At 46.2% G+C, this 24,266-nt stretch carries 23 protein-coding genes; 13 read left to right on the forward strand and 10 right to left on the reverse strand.

The window, feature by feature from the left end; all coding sequences use genetic code 11:
• Window positions 1-70 precede the first annotated feature (70 nt).
• Window positions 71-1,009: a tRNA (adenosine(37)-N6)-dimethylallyltransferase MiaA gene (gene miaA, locus H8K33_RS09465; protein ID WP_186890773.1), complete on the reverse strand. Its 939-nt coding sequence runs from the start codon at window positions 1,007-1,009 to the stop codon at window positions 71-73.
• A gap of 149 nt (window positions 1,010-1,158) precedes the next feature.
• Window positions 1,159-3,054 carry a DNA mismatch repair endonuclease MutL gene (gene mutL / locus H8K33_RS09470; protein WP_186890774.1) on the reverse strand — a complete coding sequence of 632 codons (1,896 nt, stop codon included), beginning with the start codon at window positions 3,052-3,054 and terminating at the stop codon, window positions 1,159-1,161.
• Between the two features lie 113 nt (window positions 3,055-3,167).
• Between mutL and H8K33_RS09475 the strand changes: the two genes are divergently transcribed.
• A complete protein-coding gene (locus H8K33_RS09475) occupies window positions 3,168-3,818 on the forward strand; it encodes a VTT domain-containing protein (protein WP_186890775.1) in 651 nt (216 codons plus the stop codon).
• 67 nt (window positions 3,819-3,885) lie between these two features.
• Here H8K33_RS09475 and H8K33_RS19730 read toward each other — a convergent pair whose 3' ends face one another.
• Window positions 3,886-4,053, reverse strand: coding sequence for a hypothetical protein (locus H8K33_RS19730; protein WP_222613363.1), 168 nt, complete (start codon window positions 4,051-4,053; stop codon window positions 3,886-3,888).
• A 262-nt stretch (window positions 4,054-4,315) separates the two neighbouring features.
• On the opposite strand from H8K33_RS19730, the gene H8K33_RS09485 reads away from it, so the two are divergent.
• The 3 genes from H8K33_RS09485 to H8K33_RS09495 all read left to right on the forward strand — a co-directional run bounded on the left by H8K33_RS09485 (window position 4,316) and on the right by H8K33_RS09495 (window position 7,087).
• On the forward strand, window positions 4,316-5,392 hold the full coding sequence (locus H8K33_RS09485) for an ATP-binding cassette domain-containing protein (protein ID WP_186890777.1): 1,077 nt from the start codon (window positions 4,316-4,318) through the stop codon (window positions 5,390-5,392).
• Window position 5,393: 1 nt separating this feature from the next.
• Window positions 5,394-6,053 (forward strand): methionine ABC transporter permease, encoded by a 660-nt coding sequence (locus H8K33_RS09490; protein ID WP_186890778.1) that lies wholly within the window; start codon window positions 5,394-5,396, stop codon window positions 6,051-6,053.
• 227 nt (window positions 6,054-6,280) lie between these two features.
• Entirely contained in the window at window positions 6,281-7,087 is an 807-nt protein-coding gene (locus tag H8K33_RS09495) for a MetQ/NlpA family ABC transporter substrate-binding protein (RefSeq protein ID WP_186890779.1), read from the forward strand.
• A 447-nt stretch (window positions 7,088-7,534) separates the two neighbouring features.
• Here the strand turns inward: H8K33_RS09495 and H8K33_RS09500 are convergent, their stop codons facing one another.
• Together H8K33_RS09500 and tsaE are read right to left on the reverse strand one after the other, a co-directional pair.
• Window positions 7,535-8,848, reverse strand: coding sequence for an N-acetylmuramoyl-L-alanine amidase (locus tag H8K33_RS09500; RefSeq protein WP_186890780.1), 1,314 nt, complete (start codon window positions 8,846-8,848; stop codon window positions 7,535-7,537).
• Window positions 8,849-8,861: 13 nt separating this feature from the next.
• Window positions 8,862-9,347, reverse strand: coding sequence for a tRNA (adenosine(37)-N6)-threonylcarbamoyltransferase complex ATPase subunit type 1 TsaE (tsaE, locus tag H8K33_RS09505; protein WP_186890781.1), 486 nt, complete (start codon window positions 9,345-9,347; stop codon window positions 8,862-8,864).
• A 44-nt stretch (window positions 9,348-9,391) separates the two neighbouring features.
• Between tsaE and queG the strand changes: the two genes are divergently transcribed.
• Complete coding sequence (queG, locus tag H8K33_RS09510; RefSeq protein WP_186890782.1) at window positions 9,392-10,462, forward strand: tRNA epoxyqueuosine(34) reductase QueG; 1,071 nt, start codon at window positions 9,392-9,394, stop codon at window positions 10,460-10,462.
• Between the two features lies 1 nt (window position 10,463).
• Here the strand turns inward: queG and H8K33_RS09515 are convergent, their stop codons facing one another.
• Both H8K33_RS09515 and H8K33_RS09520 read right to left on the reverse strand, forming a co-directional pair.
• Window positions 10,464-11,072 (reverse strand): response regulator transcription factor, encoded by a 609-nt coding sequence (locus tag H8K33_RS09515; RefSeq protein WP_186890783.1) that lies wholly within the window; start codon window positions 11,070-11,072, stop codon window positions 10,464-10,466.
• A gap of 3 nt (window positions 11,073-11,075) precedes the next feature.
• Window positions 11,076-13,094 carry a two-component system sensor histidine kinase NtrB gene (locus H8K33_RS09520; protein WP_186890784.1) on the reverse strand — a complete coding sequence of 673 codons (2,019 nt, stop codon included), beginning with the start codon at window positions 13,092-13,094 and terminating at the stop codon, window positions 11,076-11,078.
• Between the two features lie 255 nt (window positions 13,095-13,349).
• Between H8K33_RS09520 and H8K33_RS09525 the strand changes: the two genes are divergently transcribed.
• The 7 genes from H8K33_RS09525 to plsY all read left to right on the forward strand — a co-directional run bounded on the left by H8K33_RS09525 (window position 13,350) and on the right by plsY (window position 19,514).
• Entirely contained in the window at window positions 13,350-14,294 is a 945-nt protein-coding gene (locus tag H8K33_RS09525) for a TRAP transporter substrate-binding protein (protein ID WP_246443507.1), read from the forward strand.
• Window positions 14,295-14,389: 95 nt separating this feature from the next.
• Entirely contained in the window at window positions 14,390-14,941 is a 552-nt protein-coding gene (locus tag H8K33_RS09530) for a TRAP transporter small permease (protein ID WP_186890786.1), read from the forward strand.
• Window positions 14,938-16,218: a TRAP transporter large permease gene (locus tag H8K33_RS09535; RefSeq protein ID WP_186890787.1), complete on the forward strand. Its 1,281-nt coding sequence runs from the start codon at window positions 14,938-14,940 to the stop codon at window positions 16,216-16,218. Before H8K33_RS09530 ends, H8K33_RS09535 begins: the two co-directional genes overlap by 4 nt.
• A gap of 574 nt (window positions 16,219-16,792) precedes the next feature.
• Complete coding sequence (locus tag H8K33_RS09540; protein ID WP_186890788.1) at window positions 16,793-17,338, forward strand: methylated-DNA--[protein]-cysteine S-methyltransferase; 546 nt, start codon at window positions 16,793-16,795, stop codon at window positions 17,336-17,338.
• Window positions 17,332-18,264 (forward strand): site-specific tyrosine recombinase XerD, encoded by a 933-nt coding sequence (gene xerD / locus H8K33_RS09545; protein ID WP_343043802.1) that lies wholly within the window; start codon window positions 17,332-17,334, stop codon window positions 18,262-18,264. Before H8K33_RS09540 ends, xerD begins: the two co-directional genes overlap by 7 nt.
• Window positions 18,265-18,296: 32 nt before the next feature.
• Window positions 18,297-18,785, forward strand: coding sequence for a YbaK/EbsC family protein (locus H8K33_RS09550; protein ID WP_186890991.1), 489 nt, complete (start codon window positions 18,297-18,299; stop codon window positions 18,783-18,785).
• A gap of 123 nt (window positions 18,786-18,908) precedes the next feature.
• The gene (gene plsY, locus H8K33_RS09555) at window positions 18,909-19,514 is read left to right on the forward strand and encodes a glycerol-3-phosphate 1-O-acyltransferase PlsY (protein WP_186890789.1); all 606 of its coding nucleotides are present in this window, start codon (window positions 18,909-18,911) and stop codon (window positions 19,512-19,514) included.
• A 96-nt stretch (window positions 19,515-19,610) separates the two neighbouring features.
• On the opposite strand, the gene tsaD is transcribed toward plsY, so the two are convergent.
• Both tsaD and H8K33_RS09565 read right to left on the reverse strand, forming a co-directional pair.
• A complete protein-coding gene (gene tsaD / locus H8K33_RS09560; RefSeq protein WP_186890790.1) occupies window positions 19,611-20,651 on the reverse strand; it encodes a tRNA (adenosine(37)-N6)-threonylcarbamoyltransferase complex transferase subunit TsaD in 1,041 nt (346 codons plus the stop codon).
• Window positions 20,652-20,729: 78 nt separating this feature from the next.
• Window positions 20,730-22,859, reverse strand: a complete 2,130-nt coding sequence (locus tag H8K33_RS09565) for an EAL domain-containing protein (protein ID WP_186890791.1) — start codon at window positions 22,857-22,859, stop codon at window positions 20,730-20,732.
• Window positions 22,860-23,093: 234 nt separating this feature from the next.
• Between H8K33_RS09565 and H8K33_RS09570 the strand changes: the two genes are divergently transcribed.
• Window positions 23,094-23,408, forward strand: a complete 315-nt coding sequence (locus H8K33_RS09570; protein ID WP_186890792.1) for a hypothetical protein — start codon at window positions 23,094-23,096, stop codon at window positions 23,406-23,408.
• Between the two features lie 112 nt (window positions 23,409-23,520).
• Here H8K33_RS09570 and H8K33_RS09575 read toward each other — a convergent pair whose 3' ends face one another.
• Window positions 23,521-24,204 carry a MarC family protein gene (locus H8K33_RS09575; protein ID WP_186890793.1) on the reverse strand — a complete coding sequence of 228 codons (684 nt, stop codon included), beginning with the start codon at window positions 24,202-24,204 and terminating at the stop codon, window positions 23,521-23,523.
• Window positions 24,205-24,266: the final 62 nt, after the last annotated feature.

A 24,266-nucleotide genomic window follows, 5' to 3' on the forward strand; every position in this document is an offset into this window, starting at 1 on the left:
GTGCGTCAAGAATTAATCTGGATTGCTACCGTGATCTCGTTAAAATAGCTTAACATCGCTTAAAAACCTATTAATTCTTTGCGATGGTGGCGAGGCTGTGCTGTAAAACCTGTTCGTTAATATTGTCTTTGGTGCAATCAACGATCACGCGTTCTGGAATTGAGCGACACCAAGTTAGTTGGCGCTTGGCTAGCTGGCGGGTGGCGATGATGCCGCGCTCGCGCATTTCTTGGTAGCTTATGCTGCCATCTAAATATTCCCAAGCTTGGCGATAGCCTACGCAGCGTATGGATGGCAAATCTGCATTCAAATCGGGTCTTTGCTTGAGTTGGCGCACTTCGTCAATGAATCCTTGTTCCAACATGATGCCAAAGCGTTTGGCGATACGCTCGTGTAGGAAGCTGCGCTCGCTTGGTTCTAGAGATATCGGCAATAAGTCGAAAGGCGCTGCCGCTCTTGGTTGCTGGGCGATGAGCGAGGACATCGCTTGCCCTGTGAGCTGATAGATTTCTAAAGCGCGTTGTATGCGTTGGCTATCGTTGGGCTGCAAGCGCGCTGCTGTGATCGGATCGACTTGCGCTAGCCGTGCGTGTAAGCCTGGTGCGCCAATTTCTACCATGTCAGCGTCGAGTTGCGCGCGGATGGCGGGATCGGCTGGTGGTAGATCGTCGATGCCGTTGATCAAGGCTTTGTAGTACATCATGGTGCCGCCAACCAAAATCGGGAGCTTGCCGCGCTCGCGTATCTCTTTGACCAATCGTGCGCTGTCGTTTAAGAATTGGGCGACGGAATAGGCTTCGCTTGGATCGATAATGTCGATCAAATGATGCGGGGCGGCGGCGAGCTCTTCGGCGTTGGGTTTTGCTGTGCCTATATTCATGTCGCGATAGACGAGCGCCGAATCGACAGAAATGATTTCGGCAGGAACTTCACGCGCAATCGCCAAGGCCGCTGCGGTTTTTCCGGAAGCGGTGGGGCCCATGATGGCGATGATTTTTTGTTGGTGCATGTTTTTAAAATTGTTAGAGACCTTAGAGTTCTAGTAATGTCAGAAAACGTCTTAGTCGGGATGCAGTGCTAGGCGCTGGACGGAGCAATACGTCGGTATTGCGAGTAAGTGCAACAACGCGATGCGCCCGAATAAGGTGTTTGATGACATTACTGCCCACGCATAAACATCCTATCTAGGTCATTCAATCCCAGTTGCACCCAAGTTGGTCGTCCATGATTGCATTGATCGGCACGTTCAGTTTGTTCCATTTGGCGTAACAACGCGTTCATCTCAACAATCGTCAAGCTGCGATTGGCGCGCACGGCGGTGTGGCAGGCGAGGGTGCCGAGTAATTCGTTGCGTCTATCGATTAGCACACGTGAGCCGCCAAATTCGCGAACTTCGCGTAAGACATCGCGCGCTAAAGATTGGGCGTCGGCGTTTTTCAATAAAGCAGGTACCGCACGCACGGCTAATGTAGTCGGTGAGATAGCCGCGATATCAAAGCCCAGTGATTTTAAAATATCTTGATTTTCTTCTGCGGTGCCGACTTCGATGCCATCGGCGTGGAAGGTCATGGGAATTAATAATGATTGCACAGGCATGGCATTTTCGTCCAAAGCATTTTTGAGTTGCTCGTACAAAATGCGTTCGTGTGCTGCATGCATATCGACTAGAACTAAGCCCTTACTGTTTTGTGCTAGTACATAGATGCCATGTAATTGGGCGAGTGCGAAGCCGAGTGGATGATCGTCGTTTGGTAGATTGGATTCACCGGCTTGTGCTGTCTTGCCACCAAAAAATGCGCCGTAACTTTCTGCGGATTGAGCCACGCCTGCGCCCTGCGCACGTTGTTGCATGAAACTGTAATCGTAGCCAGCACTATTACCTGCATTGCCACCGTAGCTGCCACTTTGGTTTAGATCACTGTCTTTGATGCCAAAAGCCGGCGATGCAAATTGCGCTGAAAAGCTGGTTTGCTCGCCACTTATCCACGGCATGCGTCCATTATTGCTTGTCGCTTCGCCTAAGCCTGCTGTTGCTGGTGCTGGCACGGTTCCGAAAGCAGTCGCCGAGGTTTGTGCCAACGCACGATTGACCGCATGGAAGACAAATTGATGCACGGCACGGCTATCGCGGAAACGTACTTCGATCTTGGACGGATGCACATTGACATCGACCAGTGCGGGATCGAGGTCGAGCGCGATGACGTAGGACGGATAACGATCACCATGCAAGACATCTTGATAGGCGGCACGGACTGCATGCGTCAATAGTTTGTCGCGTACAAAGCGGCCATTCACATAAAAATATTGCGCGTCGGCGCGGCCTTTGGAAGCAGTTGGTAAGCCGATGAAACCATGCAAACGCAAAGGTCCTGCGCATTCGTCAACGGCTAAGCGCGCATTGGCAAAGCCATCGCCCAAAATCGTTGCACTACGTTTGTCGATCGCACTGACATTCCAGTGATCAACGGTTTTACCATTATGCGATAAAGAAAACGAAACATCAGGTCGTGCTAATGCGATACGACGCACGACCTCGGCGCAATGACCAAATTCCGTTTGTTCCGATTTTAAAAACTTACGGCGAGCTGGCGTGTTGTAATACAAATCTTGTACATCCACCGTAGTGCCTTGCGCACCAGATGCCGGCGTGATTTTGCCACTTTCAATTTGCCAAGCGTGCGGTGCTTCGGCAGTGCGGGTGGTCAAAGTCAAAATCGCGACCGAGGAAATTGACGCTAATGCTTCACCACGAAAACCTAGGGTCGCAACATTTTCTAATTCTTCTAAGGAACTGATTTTGGAAGTTGCATGGCGTTGCACCGCCAGTGGTAACTGATCGGCAGGGATGCCGCGCCCATTATCGATAATGGCGATGCGTTTAACACCGCCTTCTTCCAAGCGTACGGTGATACTCGTAGCACCGGCATCCAATGCATTTTCGAGTAATTCTTTTACTACGGCGGAGGGTCGTTCCACCACTTCGCCAGCAGCAATTTGAGAAATTAAATGATCAGGCAGCGCCTGAATGGGGCGGGGAGATAATGTTGTCGTCATGCTGGCATTATAACTGTGTTCGCTTAGTGTATGATGTCGCCGCGAGTCGATCTCTCGTGACTTTTTTATTCAATTTAATCAATAGAATTTGCCCTCACTGAAAGTTGAGCATTATGGATTTTATGCAGTTTTTGGATATGGTGTTGCATGTCGATAAGATGGGGCAACTGATAGAACAATATGGCACCTTGATTTACGTGGTGCTGTTTGCGATCATATTTTGTGAAACCGCCTTCGTTGTTTTTCCGTTTCTGCCTGGTGATTCCCTGTTGTTTATCGCTGGAACTTTCTGCGCCGCTGGTGCCATGGATCCATGGTTTCTAATTGCGATTCTGTTATTTGCTTCGATCTCAGGTAACTCGATTAATTACTGGATAGGAAGCACGATTGGTCACAGGGTGATGGCGGGCAATTCACGTTGGATTGATAAAGGTGCGCTGGAAAAGACCCATGCTTTCTATGAAAAGCATGGCGGTAAAACCATCGTCTTAGCGCGTTTTACACCGATCGTGCGTACCTTTGCCCCATTTGTCGCGGGCTTTTCTGAAATGAGTCATCGTAATTTTCAGTTCTACAATGTGCTTGGCGCTATTCTTTGGATAGTCTCTTTGATTTTGGCTGGATATTATTTTGGCCATATTCCTCTGATTAAAAATAATCTTTCTATCATTGTGATGATCGGTGTTGGTGCAGCCATTGTGCCGATTATTTTGGGTTTGGCATGGAAGTTTGGTCGTAAGTTATTTGCTAAGAAAACTTCTTAATTTTTCTCGTCGATGAAACCCTCTGGCGTTCAGCATGAAGTAATTTGGTTGCAGTCAGAGGCACCACTCAAACCGAAAGCGGGACAATGCTGTAATGGCTGTGGCGTTTGTTGTGCAGCCAGTCCTTGTCCCGTTTCTCGACTTTTTCTTTGGCAGTGGCGCGGCAGTTGTCGTGCTCTTGAATGGCATGCCCAAGCACGACAATATCGATGCGGTATGCTGCTGCGCCCTGCACATTACTTGTCTGTTCTGCCTGTTTTTTTAGAACCTATATTACGATATTGGGTTCGTCGCTCGATTGCAGCGGATGTGGCATGCGATTCTACGGTAGAAGTTGATGCGGACATTTCTGCATAAGGCTCTAAATTCTTTGGACTTATAAGCTAAGCTTTTTAAAAGATTGGAAAGTGCTAGGCGAGTTCTATAGAATGTCTTGATTGTTGGTTCGGCTTTATCCAGCCTTGCTCAATCGCGAACAACCAAAAGGGAATTCCTCCGTGATAGAAATCGTGCAGTTAGAAAAAGATTATTTGGTGCAGGGACGACAAGTCTCTGCGCTGCGTAATATCAATTTGCACATCGCACAAGGCGAAGTGTTTGGCATCATTGGTCGCTCTGGCGCTGGCAAAAGTACCTTGCTGCGAGCATTGAATTTATTAGAACGCCCAAGTCGTGGCAAGGTGATTTTTGAGGGTGAAGACATCACCCAATTCGATACGACTCAGTTGCAGAATCTGCGTCAACGTATTGGTATGGTGTTCCAACATTTCAATTTATTGAGCGCGAAAACCGTTGCGCAAAATATTGAATTTCCACTTAAGTTGACCGGAAAATATACCGCTGAAGAGCGTGCAAAACGGGTCGCCGAATTGATCGAATTGGTGTGCTTGCAAGAGCATGCGAATAAATATCCAGCCCAATTGTCTGGTGGTCAAAAGCAAAGAGTTGGCATCGCTCGTGCGTTAGCTAACTATCCGCACTTATTGTTATGTGATGAAGCGACCTCGGCACTTGATCCCGAAACGACACAACAGATTTTGCGGCTGCTGCTCGACATTAATCAAAAGCTGGGATTGACGATCGTCTTGATTACGCACGAAATGCAAGTCATACGCAGTATTTGTGATCGCGTCGCAGTGATTGATAGTGGTGAAATTGTCGAAACTGGCAATGTGGTCGAAGTGTTTTTGCATCCACGTCATGCGGTTACACAAAGTTTGGTCGCAGAAAATCAAGCCTTGGATTTGAGTTTGCTGCAAGAGTTAGCCCAGCGAGGCAATCTTGCAGAACATAGTTATCTATTGCGTTTAACCTATGTTGGTAACGCAACGCATGAACCCATACTGAGCCGCATCACTGCGCAGACCAGTGCAGAAATCACGATTTTGCAAGGTGTGATTGCCCGAATCAAAAATACACCTTACGGTCAGTTGATTGTCGAAGTATTGGGATCAGAATCTGAAATTGATAAAGTCTTAAAGCTATTAGGACAAGCAAATATTCGCGTTGATGTGTTGAATCACTTGGTTCAGAGTTCCATTAATCCCACCGCAGATCAAACGCAGGAGAACTAAGATGGATTTTTCAGTGATTGATTGGGAAGATATTTTACAAGCGACGCTTGATACGCTAACGATGACAGGCGTTTCTTTGGTATTCACTATTTTGTTAGGCTTGCCTTTGGGTGTACTGTTATTTTTGACCGGTAAAAAACAATTGTTGGAACAACGCGGCGTTTATGCGCTTTTGTCGTTCGTGGTCAACATGCTTCGTTCTGTGCCTTTTATTATTTTGTTGATTGTCTTGATTCCCTTGACTTTGATTTTGGTCGGCACTTCTTTGGGCGTGGCAGGAACAATTCCACCTTTGGTGATCGGTACGACGCCATTCTTTGCACGCTTGGTCGAAAACGTCTTGCGTGAAGTCGATAAAGGCATCATCGAAGCTTGTCAGGCGATGGGTGCTAAAACGCACCAAATCATTTTGCAAGCATTGCTGCCAGAAGCCTTGCCGGGATTATTGGCAGCGGCGACGGTGACGACGATTGCTCTCGTGTCTTATTCCGCGATGTCGGGCGTGATTGGTGGTGGCGGTTTGGGTGATCTGGCTTTGCGTTATGGTTATCAACGTTTTCAAACTGAAGTCATGATCGTGACGGTGGCGATCTTGGTGATCTTGGTTCAGTTGTTTCAATGGTGGGGCGATTTGTTAGTCGCTAAGTTTACGCGTAAGTAATCATCATTCACCACACAAGTTTGTGCATTACTAAAAGTTCCCTCCCTTTCAAGGGGAGGGCTAGGGTGGGGATGGGTTTTAGTTGGCAAGGCTGTGCATTTTGATAGAACCCAACCCATCCCCATCCCAGCCTTCCCCTACATAATTGATAGGGGGAAGGAGTGAAAATCATTTCGTCGCACTAAGAAAATTGTCACAAAAAATTCATCACAATACAGAGAGTTGCTATGTCCGTTTTATTCCAACAAAGTCGTCGTATTTTTACCCTTACTGGTTTGAGTTTGTTCTTGTGCACGAGTATGGCGCAAGCGCAAGACACTTTAACCATTGCAGCTAATCCTGTCCCACATGCAGAGATTTTGGAATTCGTTAAACCTCAGCTTGCTAAACAAGGTGTGACGCTGAAAATCAAGGTATTTACCGACTACATTCAGCCCGGCGTACAGGTCAATGAAAAGCGTTTGGATGGTAATTATTACTTGACGCAACCTTACTTGAACGAATTTAAGAAAAGCCATAAAAATGATCTGCAAGTGCCGCTGGTGAAAGTGCATGTAGAACCATTTGCTGGCTATTCTAGTAAGTATAAAAAACTCAGCGATTTGCCCATTGGCGCGACGATTGCGATTCCAAATGATCCAGCCAATTCTGGGCGCGCTTTGATTTTATTAGCGAAGCAGGGACTGTTGAAATTAAAGGATATGAATAATATCTCCGCCACCAAAAAAGACATTATCGAGAATCCTAAAAATTTGAAGTTCAAAGAGTTAGAAGCCGCCACTTTGCCGCGTATTTTGGGTCAAGTTGATCTGGCTTTGATTAACACTAATTATGCTATTGAGGCGAAATTGAATCCTTTAAAAGATTCCTTATTTATCGAAGATGCGAATTCGCCGTATGCAAACTTATTGGTCGCGCGTGAAGATAATAAGAACAGCCCAGCATTTAAGAAATTGGCTGCGGCCTTGAATTCACCGGAAGTGAAGAAGTTTATTCAAGAGCGGTATAAAGGGGCTGTGGTGCCGGCGTTTTGATGGGAGTTTAGTTGCTAGACATTGGAAAAATTCTCCAATTGGTCGTCACTCCTGCGTAGGCAGAAGTCCAGCGTCTTTGAGTGTTCAACTAACGCCGCTGGATTCTTGCTAAGAGCATGCAGGAATGACGAAGTGAGCCTCAACTTTATTGTTCTCTTAGTTGCACACTTTCATTGAATTTCTTGTGGCAGTGCAGAATTCGTAGGGCGGGTGATACCCGCGCTGCTTATGGGCTGCTTATGTGCTCGATAGACTGGCGGCGCGGGTTTCACCCGCCCTACATGTTCCTTCGTTTTAAGTGCTTCGTTCATTTGCGAGGTGAAGAAAATTTCGGAATAGACTTGTTCGTCATTCCTGCGTGCCTTTAGCAGGAATCCAGTGTCTTCAATTGTTTAGCCAACGCCGCTGGATCCCTGCCTACGCAGGAGTGACAACAAACAGCAAGTATCAAGCAATCTTCCCACGATTCAATGGCGGATTTTTGGCAAAGTATTTCTTAATTCCTCTGACAATCGCTTCCGCTAATTCATCCTGATAGGCTTCATCGCTTAAGCGCGCTTCTTCTTCGGGATTGGAGATGAAGGCGGATTCAATCAAAATACTAGGAATATCCGGTGCTTTTAAGACCGCAAATCCGGCCTGTTCTACAGCCGGTTTATGCAAGCGATTTACCCCTGAAATTTCCTTTAAAACCACCTTGCCCACTTTCATACTATCGTTGATTTGTGCTGTGGTGGAAAGATCGAGTAAGACACCAGCTAACTGCTTGTCTTGATCTTTAAGATTGATGCCGCCGATCAAATCAGCGTCATTTTCTTTTTTTGCCAGCCAGCGAGCCGCGGTCGAGCTTGCACCTTTTTCCGATAAAACGAATACCGAAGAGCCGCGTGCTCTTGGCTCGATAAACGCGTCGGCATGGATGGAGACAAACAAATCAGCTTGTACGCCACGCGCTTTCTTTACGCGGGTTTGCAGCGGCACAAAAAAATCGCCATCACGCGTCAACATCACGCGCATATTGTCTTCTTGTTCTAGCTTTTGTTTGAGACGTTTGGCAATGGCCAAGACCACGTCCTTTTCACGACTGCCAGCGCGACCGATTGCGCCGGGATCTTCACCACCATGACCGGGGTCTAGAGCAATGGTAATCATGCGAATTTGCTGATTGCCGACCGGTTTGTCAGTTTTTTGTTCCGTCTTGCCGTCGACTTTATTTTCATTCTTACTACTTGTGCTATAGGCCTTGCCATTGCCAGACATGGCAGCCGTAAGCGCATCGTCTTTTTGCCATTCGCCTTTTTCAATTAAGGCAGTGATTGGGTCAACTGGATTGGCAGGATATAAATCAAACACCAAGCGATGTTGATAATCACCAATCGGTTTTAAGCTAAAAACTTGCGGATTAATTTCTTCTTTTAAATCAAATACCAGACGCACGACGTTCGGGCGATTTTGTCCTACCCTCACTTGCTTGATGTAAGGGTCATTGGTTTGAATTTTAGCGACGAGGTCTTTTAAAGTGGAATTTAAAGTCAAACCTTCAATTTCTACCACCATGCGATTCGGATCTTTGACCAGAAAATGCGTGGCCTTAAGCTCCGCATCATTTTCTAAAGTAACGCGCGTATAGTCAGCCGCGGGCCAAACCCGCACCGCCAAAATTTGCATCGCGTTTGCTGCCGCAGGCGCGAGCACGGATAGAACCAGAGTAGCGCCTGCTTTGAGGAAGATACGGCGTGGAGCAGGAGGGCGGCTAGACATAATCAATTCAAACTTAAAGATTTGGTGCAAAGTGCAATTGGCTTAAACAGACCTTGCCTTTTTCTGACAAGGCGCGCAATTCTACCTCGCGCCCGACATCAATAATAGCAAAATGTATTTCTAAATCGGGTAAAGGTAAAATGCCATCGGCTTTCTCAGGCCATTCGATGATGCAAATGGTTTGTTCATTCATTTCATCACGAAAGCCCGCTTCGATAAACTCATCAGGGCTACGCATGCGATAAAGGTCAAAGTGCATTAATTTGGTGACTTGTCCTTGCACTAGGATTTCATACGGTTCCGCAAGAGTATAGGTTGGACTTTTGACCGTGCCTTGATGACCCGCAGCGTGTAAGATGGCGCGGGTTAGGGCGGTTTTACCTGCGCCCAAATCGCCATGTAAATTAATCACGATGCCCACCTGTAAGCAGTGCGCTAAACTTTTGCCTAGGGCTTGTGTTGCCGCTTCATCCACCAAGCTTGTCTTATAATGTTGCATTCTGAATTCTTTGCTGCCTTAGAAGGCTCAAAACATACCATAACATGACTGATTACGTCCAACTTGCGCAAGAAATCAAAGAACTCGGCAAGCAAGTTGGGTTTGCCGATGTGCGGATTAGCGATGTGGATTTGTCGCATGTGGTGGATGGCTATCAAGCTTGGATTGCCGCTGGCTTTCATGGTGAGATGGCGTATATGGAAAGCCATGGCAGCAAACGCTACCGACCCGATGAGTTGGTGCTCGGAACAGTGCGGGTGATCACGGCACGTATGGATTACCTTCCCAGCGATACGCCAGATGACTGGCGCGAAGTCGAAAAATCGCGTGCGGCGGATCAAGCCGTAATTTCGATTTATGCGCGAGGGCGGGACTATCACAAAGTCTTGCGCCAACGTTTGCAACATTTGGCTGAGGCGATTGCCGCGAAAGTTGGTGATTTTGGTTATCGTGTGTTCACCGATTCTGCGCCCGTGATGGAAGTGGCATTGGCAGAGAAAGCTGGCCTAGGTTGGCGTGGTAAGCATACTTTATTGCTGACCCGTGAAGCGGGGTCTTTGTTCTTCTTAGGTGAGATTCTTGTCGATATTCCTTTGCCGGTTGATCCGCCGACCAGTAATCATTGCGGTCAATGCCGTTCCTGTATTGATGTTTGTCCGACGCAGGCGATAGTCGCGCCATATCAACTAGATGCGCGGCGATGTATTTCTTATTTGACGATAGAACTACATGGCGCGATTCCTGTTGAATTGCGTCCCCTGATTGGTAATCGCGTGTATGGCTGTGATGATTGCCAGCTGTATTGTCCTTGGAATAAATTTGCGCAAACTGCCACGGTGAATGATTTCGAGGTGCGCCATGGCTTGGATCAGCGCACGATGCTCGACCTATTTGCTTGGAGCGAAGCCGATTTTTTACGCAGAATGGAGGGCAGTCCAATCCGGCGCATAGGCTATGAGAAGTGGTTGCGTAATCTCGCCGTGGGGTTGGGGAATGCCGCAAGTGAATTCAAAGGCAGAGCGGATATTGTACAAGCCTTGCAGGCGCGTTTGGACGATAGTTCGGAGCTTGTGCGCGAGCATGTGCAGTGGGCTTTAGCGCAACATCTAGCCTAGATTATTTCAATAAGCCCGCTAGCTCCACCGCAGACTTGATCTGCATTTTGTCAAAAATATGGGCGCGATGCACTTCCACGGTGCGCATGCTGATGCCGAGTTCGTCAGCGATGTTCTTATTCATCTTGCCTTGTAAAATCAGCTCAAGCACTTCATGTTCTCGTTGCGACAAGCTTTGCAAACGTAATTGCACTTGATGGGCTTCACCAGCTTTAATGGATTGTTGTAAGGCTTGTTCAACTCTATCCATTAGGGCATTGTCATTAAACGGTTTCTCAAAGAAATCGAAGGCCCCGCGTTTCAAACTATCCACCGCCATCGGTACATCACCATGCCCAGTGAGAAAAATCACGGGTAATCTTTGGGTTAATTGACGAGCGCTTAAGATATCGAATAAGGCGGTACCGCTGAGTTCCGCCATCCTGACGTCGAGTAACAGACAATCTCCTTTGGGGGAAAAACTTAAGCCAGTTCCTGATGTGGCTGCTTCATCAATAGCAGCTAAAAATGTTTCACCATTGGCGTAAGTTTTTGCCTCGATCTGGCGTGAGCGTGCTAGCCACAGCAGGGCGTCTCGTACCACTTCTTCATCATCAACAATATGTAACATCGCTTAGGCTTGCTCCATGTTTGATTCATCTTTGTTGGCGTTGCAAGGGAGTGTGAATTCGAACACCGTGCCACCCGCAGGATTAGCGCGATATTTTAAGCTGCCGCCATGAAACTCTATCGCAGTCCGGCAAATGTTTAAACCCATGCCCATACCAGCCGCTTTGGTAGAGAAAAAAGGCGAGAATAATTGTTCGGCGACTTCTGCCGTGACGCCATGTCCTTGATCGATAATTTGGATTAGCAGCAACTGACTGTGCGGTAGATGTGGGTCAGCAATCACGTGTGCGTGTATTTGCATCTGTCTTTTTGCATAGGCGACATTGTGCATCGCTTCGATCGCATTACGGGTCAAATTCAAGATAACTTGTTCTATCAACACTTGATCGCCTAAGACTTCTGGTAAATCGGGGTCGATTTGATATTGCACGTGGATATGCGCACTTTGCGCTTGTAGTGCGATCAAAGGCATCACACTTTGCAGCAAGGTAGAAATTGGAAACAAAGCACGACTCGCTTCGCGCTTTTTGACGAATTGATGCACGCTGCGTATGACTTGCGCTGCGCGTTGCGCTTGTTGCGTGGTTTTTTCTAAAGCTTCGCTTAGGGATTGCTGGTCAATTTGCTGTTCTTGCTTGAGAATATTTAAGGCTCCAGTTGCATAACTTGAGATGGCGGCAAGAGGTTGATTGAGTTCATGTGCGAGCATCGACGCCATTTCACCCATGGTCGCCAAACGCGCGTTTTGATGCAATTTCTCCTCTTGTTGGCGACTGAGTTCTTGCGCACGTTTTAACTCAGAGACATCCAAGATCGAACTCATCCAGCCAGTCTGTTTGCCGTTGTCATCGACTAAGGGGGATTCATAAATCAAGACTGGAAATCGTTCGCCATTGGCGCGTTGGTAGATGGTTTCAAAGCCTTCAGGTTGTACGGTGCCCGTCAAGATTTGCGCGAAACGATTTTCGTATTCGGTGATTTCTTCTGGTGCCCAGTACGGCATAGGTGGAAGTTTTCCAACGAGTTCTTCAGCTGGGAAACCTAACATTTTGCAGAAGGAGGGATTGACGTAAGTGAGCCTGCCTTCCATATCCCGTGCGCGCAGACCGGTGATTAACGAGTTTTCCATCGCAGCTCTGAAAGCGGCTTCTTTGCGTAATGCGCCCTCTGCTTGCAAGCGCCGGTTGATGTCGCGCCATAGTGCAATCAAACTCCATACCAGACCTAGCGACAGTAACACTACAGATACGACCAATAAATTCGACAGTAGTTTTGGTTCTGCTTTCGTGCTATTGGTATGCAGATTTAAACTGAGTTGCGGAAACTCAAGTGCGCGATTATGTGTATAGACGTTTTTCCCAGGGCCGCCAGCTGCACGTTTCGCCAGAAGTTTTTCGTCTTGATCATATAAAGAAATTTCATTTTCTTGCGCAAACCACCAAGGTACAGTTTCATCTAATAGAGTTTGTAGTCGATAGCTAACCGTCACGCTGGCGAGATAACTTTTGTCTCGAAATAAAGGAAAGCGGCAATATAGCGTGACTAGACTGGCGGCTTGTTGTTGACTCTTCACGCAAGAAGGTTTGTGTAATCGCTGGGTGAAGTTCGCGTTAGCGTTCAACGCCTCTGTAAAAGAATCGGGCGGCGAATTTGGATGGATTTCAATATTACTCGCTACCATCTTGTCTTGCGCGTCCCACAGAGCGAGATCGGCAATTTCATGATTATTCGTCGCATATAAACGCAAACGTGCGCTAAGCACATCATTGCTGACTTTGCCGCTAGCGAAATCCTCGGCAATATTCGCTAAGCTCTCCTGATGACGATTCAGCTGAAATTGCAAGGCTTGTTCCACCCACAAAGTATCGGCGATTAATTGTTCTTGACGCTCGTTGGTTTCCATCCTTTGCGCTTGCCAAGGTAGCCAGATCAACACCGCGACGAATAGCAGCACCAAAACAATAGGCAGCAACCAAGGTAAAGAGCTTGGGAATAGCTGACTAGGTAAGGTCTTGATTTTCATATCAAAAGTGTAGCTGAACTCTTGGTCAAAGCGCACTTTAACAAGCTTTTGTCACTATATGGCGACATTGTGGTTAACCACAGTTGTGTAATTGTCTGTGAACGGCTAATAATGTTTGCACAATTATTAAACTAGGAGACTTTTATGAAACATCAAGATATTCATCAGCAAAAACGTCATACCCTGCGTTATTTGCTCAGCGCAATTGGGGCGACTTCCTTACTTGCAGCAGGCTTAGGTTTGAGTGGCACAGCTATGGCGCAAAATCCGATTGTGATCAAATTTAGTCATGTGGTTGCGAACGACACGCCAAAAGGTAAAGCAGCTGAACGATTTAAAGAGCTCGCTGAGAAAGCAACCAAAGGTCGAGTCAAGGTCGAACTCTATCCAAACAGTACCTTGTACAAAGACAAAGAAGAGTTAGAAGCGCTGCAGCTCGGTGCGGTGCAAATGTTGGCACCGTCGTTGGCGAAGTTTGGCCCGCTGGGTGTAAAAGAATTTGAGGTGTTTGACTTGCCTTATATCTTTCAAAATCGTGATGTTTTGCATCGCGTGACGGAAGGTCCGGTTGGTGCAAGCTTATTAGCTAAATTAGAGTCAAAAGGTATTACTGGTTTGGGATTTTGGGATAATGGTTTTAAAGTCATGTCATCGAATATTCCTATGCGAGTACCGACCGATTTAAAAGGCAAGAAGCTGCGTATACAATCGTCTAAAGTGCTTGATGCCCAAATGCGAGCACTTGGTGCAAATCCACAGGTGATGGCTTTCTCTGAGGTCTATCAGGCGCTGCAAACAGGTGTTGTGGATGGTACAGAAAATCCGCCATCGAATTTATACACGCAGAAAATGCACGAAGTGCAAAAACACGTAACCATGACGAATCATGGTTACCTTGGCTATGCAGTCATTGTGAACAAAAAATTCTGGGATGGCTTGCCAGCTGACATTCGTACAGAATTAAATAAGGCGATGAAATCGGCAAGCCAATACGCAAATGCGATTGCGCAAATCGAAAACGATAATGCCTTAGAAGCAGTGAAGAAATCGGGCAAAACAACGGTTTATGTTCCTACTGATAAAGAACGTGCTGAATGGGTCAAAGCCTTGATGCCAGTTCAACGTTCCATGGAAGGGCGTATCGGTAAAGACCTGATTCAAAGCGTGCATAAAGAAGCGCAAGCATTGGGCTTGAAATAAAGTCGGCTTGCAATAGTTCTCCTCTCTCGTCAATCCAGCAAAAGACAGCTGGATTGACTCCTAACAATCTATTTTTTTTCTTACCGGGAGCTGGCATGAAATTGCTTGATCACTTGGAAGAGTATTTGATCGCCTTGCTGATGGCAACGGCGACTTTGATTACCTTTATCGCGGTTGTACATCGCTATATGTCGGGCTTTGATATTCCTGTGGTGCAGGATTATTTGATCAGCCTCAATACGAGTTGGGCACAAGAATTGACGATTTATTTATTCGTCTGGATGGCGAAATTTGGTGCCGCTTATGGTGTGCGTTCTGGCATTCATGTGGGGGTTGATGTGCTGGTTAATCGTATGAATGAAAAGAATCGGAAACTGTTCACCTTGATCAGCCTTGGTTCTGGCGCTTTGTTCACAGCGATCATCGGTAGTTTAGGCTCGTTTTTTGTATATGGCATCGCGCAGACTGATCAAACTTCACCGGATATGGAAATCCCGATGTGGTGGGTGTATATGGCGATTCCACTTGGATCTTTTTTGATGTCTTTCCGCTTCTTGCAGGTGGCTTGGCATTTCATTCGTAGCGGCGAATTGCCTAAGCATGATCATTCGCATGTTGAAGGTCTGGATAAAGAGGTACAAGCATGAACGCGCTGATTATTTTTAGTCTGTTATTGTTGCTCATGTTAACCGGCATGCCGATTTCTATCGCGCTCGGTTTAACTGTGTTGACCTTCTTGTTCACGATGACGACGGTACCAATTGAGTCGGTTGCCTTGAAGCTTTTTACTGGTATCGAAAAGTTTGAAATCATGGCGATTCCCTTCTTTATTCTGGCAGGTAATTTCTTGACGCATGGCGGGGTTGCCAGGCGCATGATTAATTTTGCCACTTCAATGGTTGGACATTGGCATGGCGGTTTAGCAATTGCTGGTGTGATGGCTTGTGCTTTGTTTGCAGCAGTGTCGGGTTCCTCACCTGCGACCGTGGTGGCGATTGGCTCTATCATCATGCCAGCGATGGTGAGACAAGGTTATCCAAAAGGATTTGGTGCCGGTGTGATAACGACATCTGGTGCTCTAGGCATTTTGATTCCACCTTCGATCGTGATGGTGATGTATTCGGTATCGACTAATACCTCTGTTGGCCAACTGTTTATGGCTGGTGTGATCCCCGGCTTAATGCTGGCATTTTTCCTCGGTTTGACGACGTGGTATTTAGCGCGCAAGCATAACTATCCGCGCATGGTCAAAGCAACTTGGGGAGACCGATTTGTCGCTTTCCGTAAAAGTGCTTGGGGCTTATTGCTGATCGTGATTGTAATGGGTGGTATTTATTCCGGTATGTTCACGCCGACAGAAGCGGCTGCAGTATCCGCAGTGTATGCGTTTATTGTCGCGGTCTTTGTGTACAAAGATATGAGCCTAAAACAAGTGCCCAAAGTTTTGATTGATTCTGCTGCGATGTCGGCGATGCTCTTGTATATCATCACGAATGCCGTTTTATTTTCCTTCTTAATGACGAGTGAAAATATTCCGCAAGCGATGGCTGCATGGATACTTGATAGCGGTTTTGGCATGATTAGTTTCTTGTTGGTGGTGAATATTTTATTGCTGTTGGCAGGCAATGTGATGGAGCCATCTTCTATCGTGTTAATCATGGCGCCTATCTTGTTCCCGGTAGCGATGAAGTTAGGTATCGACCCTGTGCATTTCGGCATTATTATGGTGGTGAATATGGAAGTAGGTATGTGTCATCCACCAGTTGGCTTGAATCTTTATGTGGCTACTGGCATCGCTAAAATGGGTATCACCGAATTGACAGTCGCAGTGTTACCTTGGCTGATGACGATGATCGCCTTTTTGATGTTGATTACTTATGTGCCGATCATTTCAACTTGGTTGCCGCGCCTGATTTACAGCTAAGACTGCTAACTAAGCGGAGATCAATTAAGGTTTTAGTGTCAGTTTGAATGCCACGACTTTGCTCGTGGCATTTTTTATGGTGTGTCAATTAGCCTAAAACATTTCCACTCGGAAAATAAGATAAATCATTTTTGATTTAGCACATTTTTTTTGAGATTTGCGATCTTTCTCTGCTGCAGAAGCACAAATGCAACAAAGCTTTTTTTTTAATGAAATGCCTTGATCGCTTTGCTAAGAAGCCATGCTATATTTCGCACACCTTAATCATTTGCTAGATTAAATGATCGCGAATGTAGAGGAAATGTAGATTCAGGTGCAATACAAAATTAAATGCTGATAGTCGAAAAATCATTGGAAATTAGCGGCAAACACGAAATACGGAAGTGCAATAATAGTGCCTTGTAGGGCGCAGTCAAAAGGGGGGGAGATTCACGTTTCAAGATAAGCTGAGTCCTGTTCAAAGAGACTAAACAGCCCGAACGTGAAAAATTTTAGAAGGCGCATCCATTGGATGCGCCTTTTTTCTTGCGCGTTTCTGTAGGACAATCACGTAAATCTTTTAAATGGATATGTGATGGCAACTCCCGAATCAATCATTGAAGCGGCAATTTTTTCCGCAATTGTGCCCACTCCCTTTGGTTACATCGGCGTGCGTACCGAATATGCACATGTGAGTGAACTGGTTTATCTACCACCGCGCTTTCAAGAAAAGTCGCCAGCGGATGCGGTCGCGCAAGTTGCCGCTGAACAGATCGATCGCTATTTTGCTGATCCTGATTTTCAATTTACGCTACCATTGAAGCCAGTCGGAACAACTTTTCAGCACAAAGTTTGGCAGACAATTTCCAGTATCCCGCGTGGTCAAGTACGCACTTACGGACAAATTGCAAAGCATATCGCGTCAGCGCCACGTGCAGTTGGTCAGGCCTGCGGTGCGAATTGGTTCCCACTGGTGATTCCATGTCATCGTGTGACTGCGTCTGGCGGTCTTGGTGGCTTTGCGCATCATGATGACGAAACCGGATTTCATTTAGGTGTCAAACGTTATCTTTTACGTTTAGAGTGTGTGCCTGAGTACAGTAAGACCGAACCAACTCAGCATCAGGAGTCTATGTGGTAAAGCTTGTAGAGCAAAAAGTCGCGACAGAATTACCAGCACAGGTGCAAGCGCAAATTGACCAATTTTGCGATAGCTTATGGTTAGAAGATGGCTTGGCGAAAAATTCTTTAGAGGCGTATCGGCGCGATTTACGTTTGTTTGCGGAATGGTTGCACCATACGCATCAAAAACATTTGTTGCAGGTAACTGAGTTAGAACTATTTTCTTATGTCGCGGCGAAGCACAGTAGTTCTAAAGCGACTTCGGTGAATCGTCGTATGTCGGTGTTGAAGCGCTATTACCAGCAAGCGTTTCGGCTAAATCAGATTGCCGTTAATCCTTGTACCAAATTGAAATCGGCGAAACAGCCCGATCGCTTGCCAAAAACATTGAGTGAAGCGCAAGTTGAATCGCTATTGCAAGCACCAGACGATCAGACACCGCTGGGTTTGCGTGACCGTACCATGTTAGAACTCTTATATGCTTGCGGCTTGCGTGTGACGGAATTGGTGTCTTTGAAATCGTTTGAAGTAAGTTTGAATGATGGCGTTTTGCGAGTTACAGGTAAGGGCAGCAAGACTCGCTTAGTACCGTTCGGTGAAGTGGCGCGGATGTGGTTGCAGCGTTACTTGAGTGAGGGCAGACCTGCAATTTTGGATGGGCAGATTGATGATGCTCTATTTGTAACCGCGCGTGGCGGTGCAATGACACGTCAGATGTTTTGGGTGGTGATTAAAAAATGCGCAGCGAGTGCTGGGATCACTTCACCATTGTCACCGCACACACTACGTCATGCGTTTGCAACACATTTACTGAATCATGGTGCGGATTTGCGTGTCGTGCAATTGCTACTTGGGCATGCAGATATTTCGACTACACAGATATACACACACGTGGCGCGAGAACGATTAAAACAACTGCATGCACAGCATCATCCGCGCGGTTAAAATAGTTGATATTTAAAGACCTTGTGAGAAGTATCTTGGCAAAAAAAGAACACGTATCAGAAACTCCTGCGACCCAATTACTGCGAAAAAAAGCCGCTACATTTACTGAGCATCCATATGCTTACGAAGAGCACGGCGGCACTTCAGTGTCATCGCGTGAGCTTGGTGTGGAAGAGCATGTCGTGGTAAAAACCTTAGTCATGCAAGATGAGCATGCCAAGCCCTTGATTGTGTTGATGCATGGCGATAAAACAGTATCGACCAAAAATCTGGCACGCCAAATTGCTTGTAAGTCGGTGGAACCCTGTAAGCCAGAAGTGGCGCAGCGACATTCTGGTTATATGATCGGCGGCACCTCACCATTTGGCACTAAGAAAGCAATGCCAGTTTATGTCGAGGCATCGATTTTAGATTTGGAAAAAATATACTTGAACGGTGGTCGTCGCGGTTATTTGATAGGCATCGCGCCAACATTGCTGTTGGAATTATTATCCGCCAAGCCCGTCAATTGCGCTTTGTAGAGAAGGCATTCCCCTAAATCCACTAGAGTTTCATACACTGATGTGTAAGAATGTGGCGCTTGTCTGCTTGTTCTGCTAAAAAATATTCAAAACTAAATTTAAAATAATAGGATGGAGTAATAGATGAATGCAGTGATCGCAATTGTTGCGGCATATTTAATCGGTTCAATTTCGTTTGCCGTGGTGGTAAGTCGTTTATTTGGTTTATCCGATCCGCGCACGTATGGTTCTAAAAATCCTGGCGCCACCAATGTTCTGCGTTCGGGGAATAAAGCCGCTGCAGTATTGACACTGATTGGCGATGGTTTTAAAGGTTGGTTGGCGGTTTGGCTGGCAATGGTTTTTCAGGAACAGTTTGCTTTAACCAGCACGACCATCGCGGCGGTTGGTTTAGCAGTTTTTGTCGGCCACTTGTGGCCAGTGTTCTTCAAATTTGTTGGCGGCAAAGGCGTGGCAACTGCTTTGGGCGTTCTACTGGCGATTAATATTTGGCTAGGTTTGGCAACGTTGGCGACATGGTTGATCGTTGCTTATGCATTCCGATACTCATCACTCGCAGCACTCATCGCATCATTGTTCGCGCCATTTTATTATGGTCTGTTATTCGGCCCGAATTTCACATTATTGGCTGTCGCGGTAATGAGTGCTTTATTAATTTATCGTCATGCGTCAAATATTGCGAACCTGATGAGTGGTAAAGAAAGTCGTATTGGTAGTAAGAAGAAGTAATCTGTTGTTAGGCATGGAGCACCAAACTAGCCAAATTTCTTGATGAAAAATCGAAGACAAAAATATCCCTCGGCCTGTTGGTACGAGGGATTTTTTTTATGCCGAAACTAATTCGTGTAAGGGCCAGCGCGGGCGTACATTGAAGCTATAGTTTTTGCTTGCTAGCTCAGGATAAGCTTGTAAGCGCATCGCACCTGCGAAGGCGATCATTGCGCCATTGTCTGTGCAAAATTCTAGTTCTGGATAATAGACTTGGAAACGTTTTTTCGGATTGGACGAATTGGCAGCAGCATTCAATGCCGCGCGCAATTGTTGATTGGCACCGACACCGCCAGCAATTACCAAGCGCTTTAAGCCAGTTTGCTTCATTGCGGTTTGGCACTTGGCGACCAACACATCAATAATGGCATCGACAAAACCGCGTGCGACATTGGCTTTATCATTGTCCGTTAAAGCTTCCGGGTATTTTTTTACTGCGGTGAGTACGGCAGTTTTAAGCCCAGAGAAACTGAAATTTAAATCTTTAGAATGCAACATCGGGCGAGGAAATTGATGCACCAGCGGATCTCCGGTCAGTGCCAGTTTTGAGATTGCCGGTCCACCTGGATAATCGAGCCCAAGTAATTTGGCTGATTTATCAAATGCCTCTCCTGCAGCATCGTCGAGCGTCTCGCCTAATAAACTATATTTTCCGACTCCATCAACACGCATTAATTGGGTGTGTCCACCAGAAACCAGCAACGCGACAAATGGGAATTCAGGTGGCTGGCTGGCGAGTAAGGGTGACAGTAAGTGCCCCTCTAAATGATGAATGCCGATGAGCGGCTTGTCTAAAGCTAAACCTAAGCCACATGCAACAGAAGCACCGACCAGCAAAGCGCCAGCTAACCCCGGGCCTTGTGTATAGGCGATGGCGTCAATATCGGCCAGATTCATTTGCGCTTTGTCCAAAGTCTCTTGTAATAAAGGCAGGGCACGTTTGACGTGATCGCGGGAAGCCAGTTCAGGTACCACGCCGCCATATTCTTGATGCATGGCGATTTGTGAGTGTAGGGCATGGGATAGCAATCCGCGATGGGTATCGTACAAAGCAATGCCGGTTTCGTCACAAGAAGATTCGATACCAAGAACGATCATAATTAAATTCTAAGAAAATGCGATAGGGGGAAATTTATCCGCCATTATAAAGCATAGACTTAGATCGATAGCCGACACTCAGGCTCGGTCAGTTGGCAATGATTGTAGCCACTGTTCCAGAGCGTTACCGTGTAGTGGCTTGCTAGCGAAATAACCTTGAATAGAATCGCAACCTAGCTTGATTAAGGTGTCGCGTTCTGCTTGTGTTTCTATGCCTTCAGCAATCACATGTAGATCCAAACCATGCCCCATCTCGACGATGGTTCTCACCAACTTTTGCGTTGAATCCTGTTGGTCGATATCAATCACAAAACTGCGATCTATCTTTAATTCGGATACCGGAAGCTTTTGTAGATAAGCCAGTGAGGAATGGCCTGTACCGAAATCATCAATCGATAGGCCAATTCCGGTGGCTCTTAAGGTCTGTAGCAAGGGAATCGCATTATCGGGATTTTCCATGATGCCACTTTCAGTCAATTCTAGCTGTAGATTTTCTGGTCTAAGCTGATATTGCTGAATTAAATGCCTGACCCGTTCAGGAAATTGTTGATCGCGTAAATCATTGGTGCTGACATTGACTGCAATGCTTAGATGTGGATACCGGCTTTGCCAGCTAGCCAAGGTTTGTGCTGCCTGTTGTAGCATCCAATTAGTCACATGGCTGATATAGCCAGCACGTTCCGCGAAAGGAATAAATTCAATGGGTGATATAAAACCACGTTGTGGATGCTGCCAACGTACCAGTGCCTCAAAGCCATAACAACGCAGATCATGTAAGTGGATCTTCGGTTGCAACCACATTTGCAATTCATTATTTTGAATCGCAGAACGCAGATCTGATAACAGACTTAGGTGGCCTAAGCGCGATGCTTCTTGCGCATCAGAATACCAAGCACTAGTTTCACTATGTTCTTTCGCCGCATATAACGCAACTTCAGCGTTACGAATTAACGTGGCTAAATTCTTGGTTTCAGAATTTGCCAAGGCAATACCAAATACCAGATTCACATCTACGCTGTAGTTACCGCATTGAACAGGGACGTTGAGTTCCAGCTTAATATCATTGATGATTTGTTCGACTAAACGCTTGGTGTTTGACTCTGAATCTGGTTTGGCGGCACAAAATAGGGCGAACTGCCCACCAGAAAATTTTGCTAAGAAAGTCATCGTATCGGTATGATGACTTAGTGCGCGCTGCAGACGCTGGCTGGTTTCAACAATTAAGGTATCGCCGGTACCGAAACCCAAAGTTTCATTGACGATTTTTAGACGCGCAACATCCATCAAGATCATGGCATGATGTTGCAAATCTTGCTGTTCAAATTTTCTCAGTAAGCGTGTCCGATTGGGCAAATTACTTAAGCTATCGTAATACGCTAGCTGTTCGATTTCTGCTTCGCGACTAGCGATCGCATCCGTCATGATATTGAGTGCATGGCTTACTTGCGCCACCTCGGTGGTGCGGGTAGGCGGCACTTTACTGCCGTAATCTCCAGCGGCAATTCTCAAGGCACTTTGCTCCAACATACTTAATGGTTGCACTACGCTGCTTTGGGTGATGAATGCGAGTACGATCCCTGACAACACAGCAAGGACAGATATAGCAAGAATTTGGAGTTTGAGTCTTTCCAGATCTTCTTGTTCTTCTTCTTGCCTTTGCTGTATGCGTTGTTTGGCGAGATCCAATAACACATTGCTTTCACTTAAAAATGCTTGGCGTGCGGGAGCAACTTGAGTTTCGAAGACTTGTTTTGCACCATCTGGATTATCAAGTTCAATCTCATCAAATAAATTCAAATACGACTGGCGATATTCTTGATGTGTTACCGCCAATCTTTGCAAACAGATGAGCTGGACTTCATCGTCAGATTCTGCGCTGAGTTTTTGAATTAATTCGTCGATGTGTTTTTTCTTGGCATCAATCGCGTCATAAGCTGGTTTGCGTTTCTCTTGCGTCGCGTTGAAAATCAAGACTAAGGCACTGGTCGAACCCTCAATGTCGAGCGCTAGATTTTGTACTTGTAGTAATTTTTGTAAATCTTGGCTGGCAAACTCTTGGCTGCGGCGTGATACGTCCTGCACTTGCGTTACGCTGCGAACGACAACAATAATAAATAAGCAGAGAATTAATAAGTAACTGAGGGCTAAGCGGTAGCTAATCCTGCTAGGCAGAATACGTTCGATAAAATAGAGATAGGCATTTTTCATAATTCCCTTGCGATGAACATGCGGAGTTTGCCTGACATGGAGAGTGATGATCCAGACTATTAAAGCAAATTGTCCGCCTGCTGGAAAGTAAAACTTTGTTTCTTGCCTGGAATCGTTGTAAGCACGAGTTGATTATTTGGCGACATCCCGCTGATTTTGCTTAAAACATACCGGGTTGGTAAGTGATGGGCTAAAATGAAAAACTTCATATGCTAAGAATTTCAGGAGAATGCTATGTTTTTAGATCACGCCAAAATCTCAGCCACGCACAGTGAGACCGAACCAGATCGGATCGAGCGATTAAATCGGGTATATGGCTATGCGATCGCTTTGGCAGATGCAGATGGAAATGAGCAATGCATTATTAAGCTAGCGAAGTTACATGATCACAAAGGTACGCTGATGGTGCTTTGGCACGAGGCACCAACTGAGCTGGAAAGAATTTACTTTATGAAAGCATGGAAAAGTCGTGTCGGCGATGAGTCTACACAAGTTGAACATGCATTAATGTTACAAGATGTGAATGCAACTGACACAGAGGCTGCTTAGGTAAAAACACCTTAGCCCAGTGGCTTAAAACATAATGGCTTGTTGATCCTTGTAATCGGCATTACGGGGATCAACAAGCCATTTTCATTGCTGACAGCAAGTGGCTAAGTCTTTATCGACGCATCTTCAAATCTTCTAATAATTCAGAGAAGCCAGACCAGCCAATTTCGATACCAATACACAGCAAGATGAATGCAGATAAACGCATCAAGACGGTTGCGCCAACGTCGCCTAAGAAGCTTTCTAAGTTACGTGCAAAGCGGTAGGACAAAAATATCGCGATCGTGGTCAGAAAAACACCAATCGTCGCGGCTAAACCCGTAATTAACCAGTCAACAGGCTTATTTGGTAACTGCGCCCCTAAAGTGATGGATGCGGCAATCGCGCCGGGTCCAACCGTGAGCGGGAAACTAAATGGATAAAAACTGTGGCGACGCAATTCTTCTTTGGTCCATTTGTCGGCTGAGGCAGCGACTGAAGTGCGCAGTTTATCTTGGCCTTGGTCATTGAGTAATTTCCAACCCGCCATGCCAACCACAATGCCACCAGCAACGCGAACGATTGGTAATGAGATGCCAAAGAAGTCAAGTACGTAAGAACCGACAAAGACCGCACCCATTAATAAGAAGAAACAATTAATCGCGATTCGCTTGGCCAATCGGTTTGCCATGACTTGATCCATTGGTCCTGTCATTGACAAGAAGATAGGGGCAACTGCGATGGGATTAAGAATTGGTAACAGGGTTACGGGTACTACGATGAGCGCCTTGACGAAAACAGTGAGTGCGATGCTCATTGGACCTCCTGAGTTTTAGAATAATTGTGATTATGCAATATTTCTTTTGTTTGGTGGGGTAT

The organism is Affinundibacterium amnicola (genome assembly GCF_014284275.1).
Taxonomy (GTDB): Bacteria; Pseudomonadota; Gammaproteobacteria; order Burkholderiales; family Burkholderiaceae_D; genus Undibacterium; species Undibacterium amnicola.

Excerpts from the sequence above, each read along its gene's own strand:
- plsY (WP_186890789.1), top strand. The coding sequence starts at position 18,909 with ATGAATGCAGTGATCGCAATTGTTGCGGCATATTTAATCGGTTCAATT.
- H8K33_RS09575 (WP_186890793.1), bottom strand. The coding sequence starts at position 24,204 with ATGAGCATCGCACTCACTGTTTTCGTCAAGGCGCTCATCGTAGTACCC.
- tsaD (WP_186890790.1), bottom strand. The coding sequence starts at position 20,651 with ATGATCGTTCTTGGTATCGAATCTTCTTGTGACGAAACCGGCATTGCT.
- H8K33_RS09515 (WP_186890783.1), bottom strand. The coding sequence starts at position 11,072 with ATGTTACATATTGTTGATGATGAAGAAGTGGTACGAGACGCCCTGCTG.
- H8K33_RS09565 (WP_186890791.1), bottom strand. The coding sequence starts at position 22,859 with ATGAAAAATGCCTATCTCTATTTTATCGAACGTATTCTGCCTAGCAGG.
- mutL (WP_186890774.1), bottom strand. The coding sequence starts at position 3,054 with ATGACGACAACATTATCTCCCCGCCCCATTCAGGCGCTGCCTGATCAT.
- queG (WP_186890782.1), top strand. The coding sequence starts at position 9,392 with ATGACTGATTACGTCCAACTTGCGCAAGAAATCAAAGAACTCGGCAAG.
- H8K33_RS09475 (WP_186890775.1), top strand. The coding sequence starts at position 3,168 with ATGGATTTTATGCAGTTTTTGGATATGGTGTTGCATGTCGATAAGATG.
- H8K33_RS09520 (WP_186890784.1), bottom strand. The coding sequence starts at position 13,094 with ATGAAAATCAAGACCTTACCTAGTCAGCTATTCCCAAGCTCTTTACCT.
- miaA (WP_186890773.1), bottom strand. The coding sequence starts at position 1,009 with ATGCACCAACAAAAAATCATCGCCATCATGGGCCCCACCGCTTCCGGA.
- H8K33_RS09570 (WP_186890792.1), top strand. The coding sequence starts at position 23,094 with ATGTTTTTAGATCACGCCAAAATCTCAGCCACGCACAGTGAGACCGAA.
- H8K33_RS09540 (WP_186890788.1), top strand. The coding sequence starts at position 16,793 with ATGGCAACTCCCGAATCAATCATTGAAGCGGCAATTTTTTCCGCAATT.
- H8K33_RS09530 (WP_186890786.1), top strand. The coding sequence starts at position 14,390 with ATGAAATTGCTTGATCACTTGGAAGAGTATTTGATCGCCTTGCTGATG.
- H8K33_RS09535 (WP_186890787.1), top strand. The coding sequence starts at position 14,938 with ATGAACGCGCTGATTATTTTTAGTCTGTTATTGTTGCTCATGTTAACC.
- H8K33_RS09525 (WP_246443507.1), top strand. The coding sequence starts at position 13,350 with ATGGCGCAAAATCCGATTGTGATCAAATTTAGTCATGTGGTTGCGAAC.
- H8K33_RS09490 (WP_186890778.1), top strand. The coding sequence starts at position 5,394 with ATGGATTTTTCAGTGATTGATTGGGAAGATATTTTACAAGCGACGCTT.
- tsaE (WP_186890781.1), bottom strand. The coding sequence starts at position 9,347 with ATGCAACATTATAAGACAAGCTTGGTGGATGAAGCGGCAACACAAGCC.
- H8K33_RS09495 (WP_186890779.1), top strand. The coding sequence starts at position 6,281 with ATGTCCGTTTTATTCCAACAAAGTCGTCGTATTTTTACCCTTACTGGT.
- H8K33_RS09500 (WP_186890780.1), bottom strand. The coding sequence starts at position 8,848 with ATGTCTAGCCGCCCTCCTGCTCCACGCCGTATCTTCCTCAAAGCAGGC.